The 15,394-nt window shown below is 69.1% G+C and carries 12 protein-coding genes and 1 tRNA gene; 8 read left to right on the top strand and 5 right to left on the bottom strand.

Features of this window, described 5'->3' with window-relative positions; translation table 11 throughout:
* Nucleotides 1-31: 31 nt before the first annotated feature.
* A complete protein-coding gene (locus BOSE125_RS04965) occupies nt 32-1,819 on the top strand; it encodes an L-aspartate oxidase (protein WP_236557818.1) in 1,788 nt (595 codons plus the stop codon).
* Between the two features lie 298 nt (nt 1,820-2,117).
* Nucleotides 2,118-3,620 (top strand): DUF2079 domain-containing protein, encoded by a 1,503-nt coding sequence (locus BOSE125_RS04960; RefSeq protein ID WP_159554724.1) that lies wholly within the window; start codon nt 2,118-2,120, stop codon nt 3,618-3,620.
* A 33-nt stretch (nt 3,621-3,653) separates the two neighbouring features.
* Here BOSE125_RS04960 and BOSE125_RS04955 read toward each other — a convergent pair whose 3' ends face one another.
* Both BOSE125_RS04955 and BOSE125_RS04950 read right to left on the bottom strand, forming a co-directional pair.
* Nucleotides 3,654-4,913: a fatty acid desaturase gene (locus tag BOSE125_RS04955; RefSeq protein WP_371300571.1), complete on the bottom strand. Its 1,260-nt coding sequence runs from the start codon at nt 4,911-4,913 to the stop codon at nt 3,654-3,656.
* A gap of 77 nt (nt 4,914-4,990) precedes the next feature.
* The gene (locus BOSE125_RS04950) at nt 4,991-6,061 is read right to left on the bottom strand and encodes a ferredoxin reductase (RefSeq protein ID WP_159550584.1); all 1,071 of its coding nucleotides are present in this window, start codon (nt 6,059-6,061) and stop codon (nt 4,991-4,993) included.
* A gap of 125 nt (nt 6,062-6,186) precedes the next feature.
* On the opposite strand from BOSE125_RS04950, the gene BOSE125_RS04945 reads away from it, so the two are divergent.
* Nucleotides 6,187-7,434 (top strand): helix-turn-helix domain-containing protein, encoded by a 1,248-nt coding sequence (locus tag BOSE125_RS04945; RefSeq protein ID WP_236557816.1) that lies wholly within the window; start codon nt 6,187-6,189, stop codon nt 7,432-7,434.
* Nucleotides 7,435-7,474: 40 nt separating this feature from the next.
* On the opposite strand, the gene BOSE125_RS04940 is transcribed toward BOSE125_RS04945, so the two are convergent.
* Genes BOSE125_RS04940 through mptB (BOSE125_RS04930) form a run of 3 tightly spaced genes read right to left on the bottom strand, consistent with a single transcriptional unit; the run spans nt 7,475 to nt 12,167 of the window.
* Nucleotides 7,475-8,917 (bottom strand): glycosyltransferase family 87 protein, encoded by a 1,443-nt coding sequence (locus BOSE125_RS04940; RefSeq protein ID WP_159550580.1) that lies wholly within the window; start codon nt 8,915-8,917, stop codon nt 7,475-7,477.
* Complete coding sequence (gene mptB / locus BOSE125_RS04935; protein ID WP_159550578.1) at nt 8,914-10,545, bottom strand: polyprenol phosphomannose-dependent alpha 1,6 mannosyltransferase MptB; 1,632 nt, start codon at nt 10,543-10,545, stop codon at nt 8,914-8,916. The genes BOSE125_RS04940 and mptB (BOSE125_RS04935) overlap by 4 nt, the downstream gene beginning before the upstream one ends.
* Complete coding sequence (gene mptB, locus BOSE125_RS04930; protein ID WP_201301136.1) at nt 10,542-12,167, bottom strand: polyprenol phosphomannose-dependent alpha 1,6 mannosyltransferase MptB; 1,626 nt, start codon at nt 12,165-12,167, stop codon at nt 10,542-10,544. The genes mptB (BOSE125_RS04935) and mptB (BOSE125_RS04930) overlap by 4 nt, the downstream gene beginning before the upstream one ends.
* Nucleotides 12,168-12,252: 85 nt before the next feature.
* Here mptB (BOSE125_RS04930) and orn point away from each other — a divergent pair, with 85 nt between their 5' ends.
* The 5 genes from orn (at nt 12,253) to def (ending at nt 15,380) form a co-directional block, all read left to right on the top strand.
* A complete protein-coding gene (gene orn, locus BOSE125_RS04925; RefSeq protein WP_159550576.1) occupies nt 12,253-12,873 on the top strand; it encodes an oligoribonuclease in 621 nt (206 codons plus the stop codon).
* Nucleotides 12,874-12,970: 97 nt separating this feature from the next.
* Nucleotides 12,971-13,046, top strand: a tRNA-His gene (locus BOSE125_RS04920).
* A 117-nt stretch (nt 13,047-13,163) separates the two neighbouring features.
* Complete coding sequence (locus BOSE125_RS04915; protein ID WP_159550574.1) at nt 13,164-13,490, top strand: antibiotic biosynthesis monooxygenase; 327 nt, start codon at nt 13,164-13,166, stop codon at nt 13,488-13,490.
* Nucleotides 13,487-14,710: an amidohydrolase gene (locus tag BOSE125_RS04910; RefSeq protein WP_159554720.1), complete on the top strand. Its 1,224-nt coding sequence runs from the start codon at nt 13,487-13,489 to the stop codon at nt 14,708-14,710. Before BOSE125_RS04915 ends, BOSE125_RS04910 begins: the two co-directional genes overlap by 4 nt.
* A 70-nt stretch (nt 14,711-14,780) precedes the next feature.
* Nucleotides 14,781-15,380 (top strand): peptide deformylase, encoded by a 600-nt coding sequence (gene def / locus BOSE125_RS04905; protein ID WP_159550572.1) that lies wholly within the window; start codon nt 14,781-14,783, stop codon nt 15,378-15,380.
* Nucleotides 15,381-15,394 lie beyond the last annotated feature (14 nt).

The following is a 15,394-nucleotide window of genomic DNA, read 5'->3' as shown; positions in this document are numbered from 1 at the left end:
TAATGAAGGATGGTGTCTCTACGGTGGTTCCATGACTTCCACAGCACGTCTCACAGCGCCCCCTACGGCACGTCCCACCGGACGCCCCACCGCCGTGGCCGAACACCAGATCTCCACCACCGTCCTCGTCATCGGCACCGGCGGCTCGGGGCTGCGCGCCGCCATCGAGGTGGCCGAACGGGGCGTGGACGTCCTGGCCGTGGGGAAGCGCCCGCGGCAGGACGCCCACACCTCCCTGGCTGCCGGCGGCATCAACGCAGCCCTGGGCACCATGGACGCGGAGGACAGCTGGCAGCAGCACGCGGCGGACACCATCAAGGAGAGCTACCACCTCGCCAACCCCCACACGGCGGAGATCGTCGCCCGCGGCGCCGAGCAGGGCATCACCGACCTGGACCGCTACGGCATGGCCTTCGCCCGCGAGGAGGACGGCCGCATCTCGCAGCGCTTCTTCGGCGCCCACACCTACCGGCGCACCGCCTTCGCCGGCGACTACACGGGACTGGAGATCCAGCGGACCCTGGTGAACCGGGCGGAGCAGCTCGAGGTCCCCATCCTGGACACCGTCTACATCACCCGGTTGCTGGTCAGGGACAACGTGGTCTTCGGCGCCTACGGCTTCGACGTCCAGGACGGCACGCGCTACCTCATCCACGCCGACTCGGTCATCCTCGCCGCCGGCGGACACAACCGGATCTGGCGGCGCACCTCCTCCCGCCGCGACGAGAACACCGGGGACTCGTTCCGCCTGGCGGTGGAGGCAGGGGCCCGGCTCCGCGACCCCGAGCTCGTGCAGTTCCACCCCTCCGGCATCATCGAGCCCGAGAACGCGGCCGGCACCCTGGTCTCCGAGGCCGCCCGCGGCGAGGGCGGGATCCTGCGCAACGGCCGCGGAGAGCGCTTCATGGCCGCCTACGATCCGGAACGGATGGAACTCTCCACGCGTGACCGGGTGGCCCTGGCCGCCTACACCGAGATCCAGGAGGGCCGCGGCACGGCGAACGGGGGCGTGTGGCTGGACGTCTCCCACCTCCCGCGGGAGACGATCATGACGCGTCTGCCGCGCGTCTACCAGACGCTGCTCGAACTGCAGATGCTGGACATCACCACCGATCCCATCGAGATCGCCCCGACCGCGCACTACTCCATGGGCGGGGTCTGGGTCCGGCCCGAGGACCACAGCACCGACGTCGAGGGCCTCTATGCCATCGGCGAGGCCTCCTCCGGACTCCACGGTGCCAACCGGCTGGGCGGGAACTCCCTGATCGAGCTGCTGGTGTTCGGACGCATCGTCGGCCAGGCCGCCGTCGAGCATTCCGCCGGTCTCGATGCGCAGCGTCGCTCTCCCGAGGCCGTGGCCGCGGCCCGCGCCGAGATCGAGCAGTTGTTGGCCGCGGACGGGCAGGAGAACGTCCGTGCCCTGCAGCGGGCCATCCGCAACACGATGACCGAGCACGCCGGCGTCGTCCGCAGTGAGGAAGGACTCTCGGCGGGACTGGCCGAGCTGGACTCGATCGAGGCGCGCCTGCAGGACGTCGGCATCCACCCGGACATCGCCGGATACCAGGACCTGGCCCACGCCTTCGACCTCAAGGCCTCGGCCCTGGCCGCCCGGGCGACGCTGGAGGCTGCCCGGGAGCGCCGCGAGACGCGCGGCTGCCACAACCGCAGCGACTTCCCGGACACTGATCCCGCACTGCAGGTCAACCTCGTCTGGTCACCCACCGGCGGGATCACGCGCGAGCAGATCCCGCCGGTGCCGGAGGAGATCGCCGCACTGATCCGGGACGTCTCCCAGGACGGCAAGCTGGTCGAGTAGCCACGGCACGATTCCGGCCGGCGCCGCGCGGCGCCGGCCGGAGGACAGTGGCGCCGCCGGCCCACCCGGGGTCATTACGATGGAGGGGATGTCCCGATTCCGATCCCCCAGGTGGCCCGTGCAGCAGAATCCCGCCGTTGACGACTCCGGTCCCACCGACGCCCCGGCACCCTCGCTGGTCCGCACCCCGCGGCGGACGCCCCGCTGGGTGATCGGCCGCCAACCGGACCGCCGTGACGGCGCGGTGACCGTGGGTCCGCGCACCACCGGCCGCCAATGGTGGCAGCTGGGCGCCGTCATGGCCGTGGCCGCGGTCCTCTACCTGGTCCACTCGTTCCTGCGCTTCCGGAATTTCGAGGCCAAGGGGTACGACCTCGGGATCTTCGACCAAGCCGTGCGCCAGTACGCGCTGTTCCGGGAGCCGATCGTGCCCATCAAGGGCGTGGACTTCAACATCCTCGGCGATCACTTCCACCCGGTCATCGCGCTGGTGGCCCCCCTGTACTGGATCTGGGACGACCCCCGCATGCTGGGCATCGCGATGACCGCTCTGCTGGTCTCCACCGCCATCCCGGTCTATCTCTTCGTCCGCCGTCGCTTCCGCCACGCCACCGCGCTGGTCGCCGCCGCCGCCCTGCTGCTGTGGTGGCCTTTCCAGGCGATGGTGAACTGGGACTTCCACGAGGTCTCCTTCGGCGTGCCGATCGCCGCCTGGATCATCTGGGCCATCGACGGCCGCCGGTACTGGCTGGCCACCCTCCTCGCGGTGTCCCTGCTGACGGTCCGCGAGGACATGGGTATCACGCTGCTGGCCATCGCCATGGTGCTGGCGATCAAGCGGGCCTGGTTGCCCGCCGTGGTGACCGCCGTCCTGGGGGTGGCCGGCTACGTCTTCGCCACCTCCGTGGTGATCCCGCGCTTCTCCCCCGAGGGCGAGTTCGGCTACTGGCAGTTCACGGCGCTGGGCCCGGACATGGGGTCCTCGATCGCATTCATCCTGTCCCAGCCCTTCGACGCCGTCGCCGTCCTGTTCGACCACCCGCTGAAGATCGGGTTGTGGCTGCTGCACTTCGTAGCGCTGTGGCTGCTGCCGTTCCTATCCCCATACACGCTGATCGGCGCACCGATCCTGCTCTCCCGCCTGTTCAACGACCGGCTCAACGTGTGGAGCCCGGTCTACCAGTACGACGCGATCCTGGCCCCGATCTTCCTGCTGGCCGCGCTCGAGGCCCTCGCCCGGATCGGCGCCTGGCGTGAGGCACGCCGTCAGCCGTCCGCTGATTCTTCACACCCAGCACGACGACGGCGCACCGGTTCCGCCGCCACCGCCAGCCCGGGTGCCCCGGGCGTCGAGCAGCCCGGGCGGCTGCCCCTCGTGTTCGTCTCGGTCCTGCTCGGCTGCGGCGTGCTGGGCACCGCGGTCTTCCCGCAGGTCTTCCCGTTCCACCGCACGGTGACCGGTCAGAACTGGCAGATGACCGAGTGGGCCCACGCGCTGGACCGCGCCGTGGAGTCCATCCCTGACGATGTCTGCGTCGAGGCCGCGGACAACGCCGTGCCGCACCTGGTGGACCGGACCTATGTGGGCCTGCACGGGGACATGGGCGACGAACTGGCCACGTGGATGATCATCGACACCACCGTGGAGGAGCTCGGCGGCTGGGATCCGCTGACCCCGGACGAGGCCCTGGACCGCGCGGAGCGGCTGGGCTACGAGCCCGTCACGGAGGACGACCACGGCATCTGGGTGCTGCACCGCGACCGGCCGGTGGACCCGGTCTGCGCCACCTACGTCCCCTGACTCCGGGCCGCCTCCCTCCGTGGGGACAGCGGGTCAGGCCTTGTTCGGCAGCGCCAGGCGGAAGATCTTGCCCCAGGTGGAGCCGACCTGCTTGTGCAGGGGTCCGATGTTGTAGGGCAGCCCGTAGCGCTCGCAGATCTCGCGGACCTGCACGGCCACCTCGGCGTAGCGGTTGGACGGCAGGTCCGGGAACAGGTGGTGCTCCACCTGGTGGGAGAGGTTGCCGGTCATGAAATGCATGGCCTTGGAGCCGGAGATGTTGGCCGAGCCGATCATCTGGCGGACGTACCAGTCACCCCGGGTCTCCCCCTCGACCATCTCCTCGGTGAACGTCTCCGCACCCTCCGGGAAGTGGCCGCAGAAGATCACGGCGTGGGCCCAGATGTTACGCAGTCCGTTGGCGGTGCCGGTCGCCAAGAGGGCCGCGAGGCCGGAACCGGTCAGCACCTGGGCGGCCACCGGCGTGGCCGCGTAGTCCTTGGCGAACTGCTTGGCGGCCTTCGCCCCGACGGTCTTCAGGTCCCGCATCAGCTCGGCCTTGGACTTCTCGCCGGTCTTGACGCGGTCGAGCTCCAGGTCGTAGAGCGCGATGCCCCATTCGAAGACGGGGGCCAGGCCTGCATTGATGACCGGGTTGAGGATGTGCTTCGGCTCCCAGGGCTGGTCCCGGTCCACACGGAGCACGTTGTAGCCGACGTCCCGGTCCTTGCCGATCACGTTCGTCCACCGGTGGTGCATGTCATTGTGGGTGTTCTGCCAGGACTTGGACGGGGTGACGAAGTCCCACTCCCACGTGGTCGAGTGGATGTCCGGGTCACGCATCCAGTCCCACTGACCGTGCAGGACGTTGTGCCCGATCTCCATGTTCTCGATGATCTTCGCCACCGTCAGCATGGAGGTTCCCGCCACCCAGGCCAGCTTGTTGTTGGCGCCCAGCAGGCAGGTCCGCCCACCGAACTCCAGAGCCCGCTGCCAGCGGATGACCTTGCGGATGTAGGCGGCGTCCGTGTCCCCGCGCTCCGCCAGGACCGCGTCCCGGACGGCGTCGAGCTCACGGCCGAGATCGGCTACCTGCTCGTCGGACAGGTGAGCGGCTGCCGGTGGGCGCACGGTGGGACTGCCGGTGGCCGCCAGGGAGCCCGGCCGCGGAGCACCGCTTCCCGGGGCACGACGCCGGCCCGGCGTCTCGGGACGCGGCTGCGGCGGACCGTCGGGGCCTTTGCCCCGGCCCGGGGCCCAGCTGACCGTGTCCGGTTCGCTGATGGTCTTGGTATGGGTGTTGGTCTTGAACACGAGGCTCCTAGAGGTGGGCGTCGGATGGTCTGGGATTGTGCGTGGCGGGATTGAGGATCGTCAGACCCTGGCATCCGCTACAAAGCAAGGCTGACGGGGCCGGCGGCCGCACTGACGCAGGTCTGGATGAGTTCACCGGGATCTCCGTGCACCTCACCGGTGCGCAAGTCGGTGACCTGACCGGAGCGCAGCGGGATCAGGCAGGCATGGCAGATTCCCATGCGGCACCCGCTGGGGGCTGCCACGCCGGCGTCCTCGGCGACCTCCAGCAAGGGGATGTCCCCTGCAGCCTCCGCCTCGAGGTCAGAGTTCTCGAAGACTGCCAAGCCGCCCGCGCCGGCGACGCCGCCGGCCAGGTCAGCCTGGAAGCGCTCGATCTTGAGCCCGGCCGCGCCGAAACCGGCCTCCCGCTCCCAGAGATCCTCGGCGTCGTCGAGGAAGCCCGTGGGTCCGCAGGCGTAGGCCGCACGGTCACGCCAGTCGGGGCAGAGGGCGTCCACGGCATTGGGGCCGGTCAGATCGAGGCGGCCCTCGTCCGCCGTGGCGTGGTGGTGGACCCGCAGTCCGGGGAACTGCTGGGCCAGCTCGTCCAGTTCCTCGCGGAACGGGGAGGAGTCGGACGTGCGGGTGGAGTGGATGAGGACGACGTCCGCGTCGGGGCGACGCGGCACCAGGGTACGGACCATGGACATCACGGGGGTGATACCGGAGCCGGCGGTGAGCATCAACAGGGACCGAGGGTGCTCGGGAAGGGTGAAGTCACCTTCCGGACGGTCCAGGAACAGGACATCTCCGGGTTCGGTGTTGCGAACCAGGGCACCGGAGACCTTACCGATATCCGTGACGGTGATCTCCGGATCCTCCCCCGCGGCGGCGGAGAGGGAGTAGGAGCGCCACTGGCGCACCCCATTGACGTCCACGCCAATACGGGCCCATTGGCCGGCCTCATGGGACTTCCAGCCGGGGCCGGTGCGGAACGAGATGGTGGCCGTACCGGGAACCGGACGGGAGACGTGGGTGACGATGCCGCGGAGTTGCCGAGACGAGTGCACCGGGTCCAACAGCGCCAGGAAATCGCGAGGCGAACGGGGCGTCGCCAAGACGGAAGAGAAGAGCGAGATGACGGATACAAGGGGACGACGAGCCATATGTCCACCATATGCGCCCCGTCAACTAACTTCTGCACCGAACGGATACGATTACCGCCATGAACTTATCGTCCGAGGATAGTCTGCCGTCGCATCCGCTAGCCGGCGGTCCCCCGCCACCACAGGTGCGGGAAACCCCTGAGGCGCAGCGCTCCCGAGGGATCGCCGATGCCCGGGACGCCTCCCGACCGCCGTGGCTGACGCTGCCCCCGGAGCTGGCGGAACTGTTGGCACCCGCCGTTCCCGCCGTCGTCGAGCAGATCATCCAGACGGTGCCGAATCAGATCCCCGCCTATCAGATCACCAGGACCGAGCGGTTCAGCGAGGTGCTCTTCCTCGGTGTGCAGGGTGCCCTGGAGCAGCTGCTGTCCCTGCCGGGGACGGCCAATCCTGCCCTGAACGAGGAGTCGCGCGAACTGGTGGCGGCTCTCGGAGCGGGTGAGTACCGCCAGGGTCGCAGCATGGACGCCCTGCTGGCGGCCTACCGCACCAGCGCCCGGATCACGTTCCGCGGCCTGTCCGAGGCGTGTGCCGAGCAGGGCATGGCAATGGATGTGGTGGTGGACCTCGGGGAGACGATCCTGGCGTACATCGACGAGCTGTCCGCAGTGAGTGTCCAGGCCTACGCGGTGGAGCAATCGGCCCACGCGGGCGCCCTCGAGCTGCGGCGTGCCGACCTCGTGGCGGCGCTGGTGGGCGGCGGGACGGAGGTCCATGAGGTCCGGCGGCTGGCCTCGGGAGCCGACTGGCACCTGCCCCAGCGTATGGCGGCGGTGGTGTTGCCCCTGGCCGCGGCGTCCGGGGTCCGCACCCGGCTGGGCACCTCGGGGATCGTGGTGGAGCGCGAGTCCGAGGCCACGGCGATCGTGGCCGCGCCACAGTCCGATCGCCTGCGCCCCCGGTTGCGGGAGGTCTTCGCCGGCACCTCCGCCGTTCTCGGTCCCTCCGTGGAGTGGGACGGGGTGGCGCACTCCCACCGCGTGGCACGGCTCGTCGCCGCTCAATTGCCACAGCTGCAGACCGAGTCCGCGGGGGACGGAGACCCGGTCTTCGCCTCAGACCACCTGGCACAGATCGTCCTCGGAGCGGAGACCCAGGTGATGGCGGACCTGGCCGCGCGGCGACTGGCACCCTTGGATGGGCTCAGCGACACGAAGCGCGCGACCCTGGAGGAGACCCTGCTGTCCTGGCTGGTGCACTGGGGCCAGCGCAATCCCGTGGCCCATGAACTGGGCATCCACCCGCAGACAGTGGGGTACCGAGTGGCCCAGTTGCGGGAGTTGTTCGGCGGCGAGCTGGATCGACCGGCGGTCCGGTTCGAACTGGAACTCGTGCTGCGCGCCCGCAGGATGGCGGAGGGACCGGTCGAATAGAGCGAGGACGGCGAGCCCGCCCTGGCCGGGCGGCATGGGGTCAGCCGGTCAGGACACGGCCACGGCCCGCTGGAGGCAACAGGAATCGATCCGGCTCGTCCGTCAGGACACCCGCTGAGGGGTCGTGGAGCGGACGGACAGCTGAAGGTGAGGCCTCCAGGGCTGAGTCGGCCGTGGTGGCAGCGTCCCACGACGCACCAGCCGCCGCGGAGCGGCGGACCGGGTCACGGTCGGGGTCGAGGATGTCCCGGATGACGGAGACGCAGATCCAGATCACAGCGGCCATGTGCAGCACGATCCCGGACCCGTACCAGAGCGGAATCCACAGCGCTCCCCCACCGAAGGCGCCCTCCGAGGTGATGCGGGCGGACTCCATCCACACGCCGCCCCAGTGGTAGACCTCCACCGCCTGCCAGATCCAGAACTGCCGCCAGTTCGGGCGGGCCAGCACGACCAGCGGGATCAGCCACATCACGAACTGTGGTGAGTACACCTTCCCCAGCAGGATGAAGGCAGCAACGATCAGCAGGCACAGCTGGGCCATCCGGGGCCGGTGCCAGGACGAGAGCCCCAGGTAGGCGATCCCCAGACAGGACAGGGCGAACAACCCGTTGGAGACCAGGGAGAAGGTCTCGCCGGACCAGCCGGTCCACGTGAAGGCCAGCCACATCGAGGAGAAGGACACCTCACGGTCCCCCGAGAAGGTGTAGAACCGGCTCCACTGGTCGAAGGCGGTCAACATGAAGGGCACGTTGACGGCCAGCCAGGCCACCGCACCGGCGGCCAGGGACTTGAAGAAGACACCCAGTCTCCCGGCACGCCAGCACAGGACCAGGATCGCGCCGAAGAAGAACAGCGGATACAGCTTCATGGCCGCTCCGAGGCCGAGTGCCACACCGGCGAGGACGGGATGGCTGCGGGACCAGAGCAGCAGGCCGAGGGCGGCCAGCATGACGGCCCACAGGTCCCAGTTCAGGAAGGAGGTCAGGATGATGCCCGGCGCCACCGCCACCATGAGCGCGTCCTTGGACCGGCCGCGTGCGGTGTAGGCGGTCGCCACCACGACGATCAGCCAGCAGAGCAGGGCACCGACCGCATTGATGTCGAAGTAGGTGACCGTCCGTTCCAGGAGCGTCCCGTCCTGGGGCACGAACCACGAGGTCACCCCGGCGACGACGGCCAGCAGCGCCGGGTATTCCATCCACTGGTCCTCGGGCAACGGCGTGAAGAACGGGAAGTACCCCTCGGCCAGGCCACGCGTGGGGAAGAGCTGTCCGAAATCCGAATAGCACATGTGGATGTGCACCCCCGGGGCCTCCCAGCCGTTGAGACGGCACCACTGCTTGGACAGCACCGCCACCACGGCCGCCAGCAGGGTTGCTCCCACGAGCACCAGCAGCAGCCGACGATCCGGGCCGCCGGCACGGGAGCCTGCGCGAGAGCCCGCCCTGGGTGCGGCCTTCGCTGGTCCGGTCTGGTTCACAAGGTCTCCTGATTGGTCTGGTGAGTGGTGGCGTCCGGACGTCCTCGCGACCTCCACCGTGCGGTGAAGGGGAACAGGGTGGACGTCTTGGGATCGAGAAAGACAATGAACACCATATAGGCGAGTCCGACGGCCGCAGCGGTGATCCGCACCCAGAACAGGGAGATCCACTGCGCCACGGACAGCTGGTCCACCACGCCGACCACCACGAGCACCATGACCAACAGGTACAGCGTCCACACGGGCCACCCGTGCCAGCGCCGGACGACGGCGAACATCGGCAGCACCCACAGCAGGTACCAGGGCTGGATGATCGGGGCGAGGAGGACGGCGGCCAGCAGGGCCAGGCCGGTGGCCAGCACGGGGTGGACGGGCCGGCGCGTGAGGGCCAGCCAAGCGGTGAAGCCGATCGCCGCCACCTTGCCCAGCGTGTAGACGAGATCGGCCACCGGGCGGATCTCCGTGCCGGCCACAGCATCAACGGCCCAGCCGACCCCCAGACCGAGGATCCCGAAGGGCGCATAGGGGAAGGCGGCATCGCCCGAGGTCAGCATGGCCGGGATCCACCCGAACCAAAGACCGGTGAGGGCCCCCATGCCCGTCAGCACCGCCCCTGCCACCAGCAGGCACCACGTCCAGACCTTCACCCGTGACCCCCAGCGCGGAGACCCCGGAGCACCCCGGAGCAGCAACAGGCCCGCGAAGGGCAGCGCGAGGACCGTCAACGGCTTGATGGCGATCGAGAGGGACACGAGCACGAGCCCTGCGAGGCTGCGGCCGCGCGATGCCCCCGGGGTCAAGAGCACGAATCCGGCCAGCAAGAGGCCCACCATCAGCGAGTCATTGTGGATGGCGGCGATCATGTAGAGCGCGAACAGCGGATTGGCCACGGAGATCCACACCGACCACCCGGGATCGGTACCGAACCGCCGGGCCAGTCGCGGCACCGCCCAGAGGCACAGCGCCAGCCCGGCCACCGAGACCAGGCGGAACAGCAGCAGGGCCGGCTCGGGGCTCCCACCGGTCAGGAACCAGACGGCCCGGGAGATCAGCAGGAACAAGGGGCCATAGGGCGAGGGTGATTCGGCCCAGATGGAGTCCGAACCCTGCATGAACCAGCCGGGCAGCTCGGAGATCCAGTCCTCGTAGGGGTTCAGTCCGGCATGCAGGAGCCGCCCCTGGCTGAGGTAGGAGTAGACGTCCCGCGAGAACACGGGGAAGGCCACCATGAGCGGGGCGGCCCACAGCCAGGTCGCCCGGGTCACCACCGGCCCTGCCGTGGCCCAGCGGCCCTCGAGGCGTTGGCCCAGCCTCAGCCACGCCCGCACCAGCAGGAGGGACCCCAGGACCAGGAGGATGGCGCAGACCACCACGCCCACCGGTTCCACGCGGAGCGGGTTGAGCACGGTGGTCCGGGCGAAGACCGAGGTCGGCGTCATGGCGAGCCAGCCGACACCCCAGGAACCGATCATGATCAGGAGCGATCCGATGAGGCCTTGCCACAGGCTCGGGGCGGTCTCCTCGTCCGTGCCGCCCACCAGACGGTGGGTCAAGGGGAAGGCGCCGAGCCGGCGTCGCAGTCCGGCCAGGGCTCCGGAGGGGGCGCCCGTGGGTTCGGAGACGGTCACGAGGGGGTCGTCCCCTGGTCTGCCCGTTCGTCCTCCGTCCGGGCCGCCGCCCGGTCAGGAATTCCGGTGGAGGCGTCGGCGGAGTCGCGGCCCCTCATCCGGTCCACCGTCCGGCGCAGTGCGGCCCGCACGTGCCATTCCTCCTTCAGGATGGAACTGGTCCAGGGGTCCAACAGCAGGATCCACAGCATGCAGGCCCAGGACAGGAACGTGGCCAGGTGGGCCAGCTGCTCACCGATGCCGAGGAACTGCCACACGAACAGCTGGTCGGCGGCGCCGAAGGCCACGAAGAAGGCCACCGTGAACACGACCCATTTCAGCTGCCAGTCACTGCGGATCCCCAGGACGGCGAAGAACGGGAGGAGCCACAGCAGGTACCAGGGCTGGATGATCGGCGTCAGCACCACCAGTGCGGTGAAGGCCCACGTCAGCCGTTGCATGAGGTGTTCGTGCCGACCGCGGAACATGAGCCAGACGACGATGAGGATGGACAGCAGCCGGCCGGCGGTCTTGAAGGCGTCGAGCACCCAATCGTCCTCGAATCCGAGCGAGCCGAGGATGACCTTGGTGCCCTCGGCCAGGATCCCGACTGGCGACCAGGGCACGGAGCCGGTGCCGGTGCCGAGCATGACCGTCAGCCACCCGAAGCCGAACTCGTTGAACAACCCGACCACCACCATGATCGCTCCGGCGATGCCGGCCGTCAGGAACCAGTAGCCGAAGCGACGGGCCCAGCTGGCGCCCCGGCCGGCCCAGAGCAGGCCGATGAAGGGCAGCAGCACCATGGTGATCGGCTTGATGCCGAGCGAGGCGGTGACCAGCAGGACACCGAGCAGCCCCCGGTTGGTCGCCGCGTACCAGACGCCGGCGACCGCCAGGCCGACCATCAGAGCATCATTGTGACCGGAGGCCACGAAGCTGATGAGGAACAGCGGGTTCGCCACCGTGATCCACTGCGCCCGGGCCGCATTCGTGCCGAGCAGGGCGGCCAGCTTGGGAACGTAGACCATGAGGAGCACCACGCCGGCCACGGCGACGAGGCGGAACAGGAAGATGGCCAGGTCCGGGTCGTCCGGTCCGGCCACGGCCATGACGAGCTGCTCGATCCACAGGAACACCGGCCCGTAGGGGGTCTCGGTCTGCGCCCACGTGGTGTCCGCGCCCAGCTGGAACCAGTTGGAGAGCGTGGAGATGCCGTCCTCGTAGGGGTCGCGGCCAGCGATCATCAGCCGGCCCTGGCCGATGTAGGCGAAGATGTCCCGGGAGAAGATCGGCAGACAGACCAACAGCGGCAGGATCCAGGCCGTCGTCGTGAGCGTGACGATCCGCAATGTGCCGGCACCGAAGGGCCGTAGGACCTGGCCCAGGCGGAGCCAGCCCCAGAACATGAGCCAGCAGCCAAGGGTGAGCACCACGGTTCCGGTGATGACCCCGGATTCAGTGGTGCGCCACGGGATCAGCCAGCCCCAGCGGTTGATCGGTGACACAGACGCCAGCCAGCCGACGGACAGGGACCCGGCCATCACGGCCACGGAGCCGACGAAGCCGAGGACGGCCGGGATCCACACCGAGGCCGTCCAGGAAGCGGAAGAACGTTCCGTCCGGGTGCCGGACACATTCATCGCAGGCGGGTTCCTTCCGTGGCTTGGCGGGCCGTCTCCGGGCCTTCCACAAAGTACCACTGGGCATCAGGCTACTGTGGGAGGCGTGGCAGCTACTGCAGAGAACCTCGTATGGATCGATTGTGAGATGACCGGGCTGGACCCCGTCAAGGACGCACTGGTGGAGATCGCCGTCCTGGTGACGGACTCCGAGCTCAACGTCCTGGGCGAGGGTGTGGAGGTGGTCATCAAACCCCCGCGTGAGGCACTGGACCAGATGGTCCCCTTCGTCCGGGACATGCACACCACCTCGGGGCTGCTGAACCGGCTGGACGACGGCGTCTCCCTCGCCGAGGCGTCCGAGGCCTGTATGGCATACATCACCCAGCACTGCCCGCAGCCGGGCAAGGCGGTATTGGCCGGGAACTCGGTGGGTCAGGACAAGCTGTTCCTCACCCGGGACCTGCCGGCCATCACGGACCACCTGCACTACCGGATCGTGGACGTGTCCACCCTGAAGGAGCTGGCCCGACGCTGGTATCAGAAGGCCTACTTCCAGGCGCCGGCCAAGACCGGCGGGCACCGCGCGCTCGGGGACATCGTCGATTCCATCAACGAGCTGCGGTACTACCGTGAGGCCGTCATGGTGCCGGCTCCCGGCCCGGACTCGAAGGCAGCACAGCGGATCGCCGCCGGCCTGCAGACCGCGGCCGCTCCGGAGGCCTGAGCCGAGGCCGGGCCGGTCGCCGGGGCCGATTCGGACCCACCGCGAAATCCATGTATGATGGAACGCGCTGTCAAGGTCCGTTCAGCGGACCAGCATGGTGGGTATAGCTCAGCTGGTAGAGCGTCTGGTTGTGGTCCAGAAGGTCGCGGGTTCAAGCCCCGTTACTCACCCCAGATTTAGGCCCGGACTTCTACGGAAGTCCGGGCCTCTGTCATTTCCTCCCACCGACCGCTGCCGTGCAACCGTGCCCTTAGGATGGCCGTGACCGCCGCCATCGAAAGGGCCCTTCCATGTCTGTCGTGAAGATCAATGCCATCAGCGTCCCCGAGGGATCCGGCTCCGAACTCGAGTCCCGCTTCGCCGCCCGCAAGCACGCGGTGGACAGCTCCCCCGGGTTCGAGGGCTTCCAACTGCTGCGCCCCACCGCCGGTGACGACCGCTACTTCGTGGTCACCCAGTGGGCCACCGAGGCCGATTTCCAGGACTGGCGGGACCACCGGGCCGCGGCAGCCCATGGCGGACCTGCTGACGGATCTGCTGGCGGGCCGGACGGCGAACAGCGCAAACCCGTGGCCACCGGCGCCGAACTGCTCGAGTTCGAGGTCGTGGACCTCTGAAGACCATCCCCTTCCTGGACACCATTGATCGCCAGCTGGACTGGCAACGTGATCTCTACCGGCTCTTCCACCAGGTCCCCGAGCTGAGCCTGCAGGAGCACCGGACTGCGGAGCGCATCGAGGCCGAGCTGGGCGGGCTGGGACTGGAGTCCCTGCGCATCGGGGGCACCGGCGTCGTGACCGTCCTCGAGAACGGCCCTGGGCCCACGGTCCTGGCCCGCGCGGACATCGATGCTCTCCCGGTCACCGAGGACACTGGTCTGGACTACTCCTCCACGGTGGACGGCGTGATGCACGCCTGCGGCCACGATATGCACCTCGTCGCCCTGCTGGGCGCAACCCGGCTGCTGTCCGAGCATCGTCAGGCGTGGTCCGGGACGTACATCGCCCTGTTCCAGCCGGCGGAGGAGAACTCGGCCGGCGCTCAGGCCATGCTCGACGACGGCCTCGCGGCCCGGGTGCCCCGGCCCGACGTCGCGTTGGCCCAGCACGTCATGCCCGCCGAGGCGGGCACCATCGGAACCGCGCCCGGCCCCATACTGTCCGCCGGCGACTCGTTGAAGATCACCGTGCACGGGCGCGGAGCCCACGGGTCGATGCCACACACCGCCGTGGACCCGGTGGTGCTCGCCGCCTCGATCGTGCTGCGACTGCAGACGATCGTGTCCCGGGAGACCGAGCCCGGCCGGTTCGCCGTGGTCACGGTGGGCGCCTCCAATGCCGGCACGAAGTCCAACATCATCCCCGACCGCGCCGAACTGCTGCTGAACCTTCGAACCTATGATCCCGCGCTGCGCGCGAAGGTCATCTCCTCGATCGAACGGATCGTCCGTGGCGAGTGTGCCGCCGCCGGCGCACCCCGTGAGCCGGAGTTCGAGTACTACGACCAGTTCCCGCTGACCAGCAATGATGCCGGCGCGCACCGGACGGTGACCGAGGCTTTCACCGACCATTTCGCTCCGGGCCAGGTCTTCGAGGCCGTGCCCGCCACCGCCTCCGAGGACTTCAGCCGCATCCCCGACGCCTTCGGCATCCCCTACGCCTACTGGTTCGTGGGTTCCGTGGCCCCGGAGACGTTCCGAGCCGCCATGGAGGCCGGCACGGTGTCCTCGGACATCCCGGCCAACCACTCGCCGTTCTTCGCCCCGGCCCTGGACCCCACGCTGGAGATCGCTACCCGGGCGCACGTGGTGGCGGCCTGCGCCTACCTGGTGCCGTAGCCTGCACCGGCCGCCGCGGAGACTAGACTCTCTGCTGTCCCGCACGGCACCTGAAGGAGCATCCCCCGCCATGACCATCCGCCCGATCACCATCCACGGCGAGCCCGTCCTCCACCGCCGGGCAGCCGAGGTGACGCAGCTCGACGACGAGATCCGGGCGCTCGTGGCGGACATGTTCGAGACCCAGGATGCCGCCCACGGCGTCGGGTTGGCGGCACCGCAGGTGGGCGTGGGACTGCGGATCTTCACGTGGGCCTTCGAGGACTCCGGAGACGCCCCGGCACGCGGGCACGTGATCAACCCCGTGCTGACCCGGATCGGCAAGACGTCCCAGGAGGATCCGGACCCGGACGAGGAGTCCGAGGGCTGCCTGTCCGTGCCCGGCTACAGCTTCCCGCTCAAGCGCTCCGACCACGTGCGCCTGACCGGCCTCGACGTGGACGGCAACGACATCGACTTCGAGGGCACCGGCTGGTTCGCCCGCGTCATGCAGCACGAGTACGACCACCTCGACGGATACCTCTACATCAACCGTCTCAATGGCAAGTGGACCCGGCGGTGGAAGAAGTCGCTGCGCCGCGAGGGCTGGACGGTGCCGGGCCACACCTGGCTGCCCGGCGTGGACCCCGACCCGTTCGGGCACGACAACGTCCCGGAGGACGATCAGTAGCTGACTCGCGACGC

The organism is Citricoccus sp. K5, assembly GCF_902506195.1.
Lineage (GTDB): Bacteria > Actinomycetota > Actinomycetes > Actinomycetales > Micrococcaceae > Citricoccus.
This window is presented reverse-complemented; position numbering and strand designations above follow the sequence as displayed.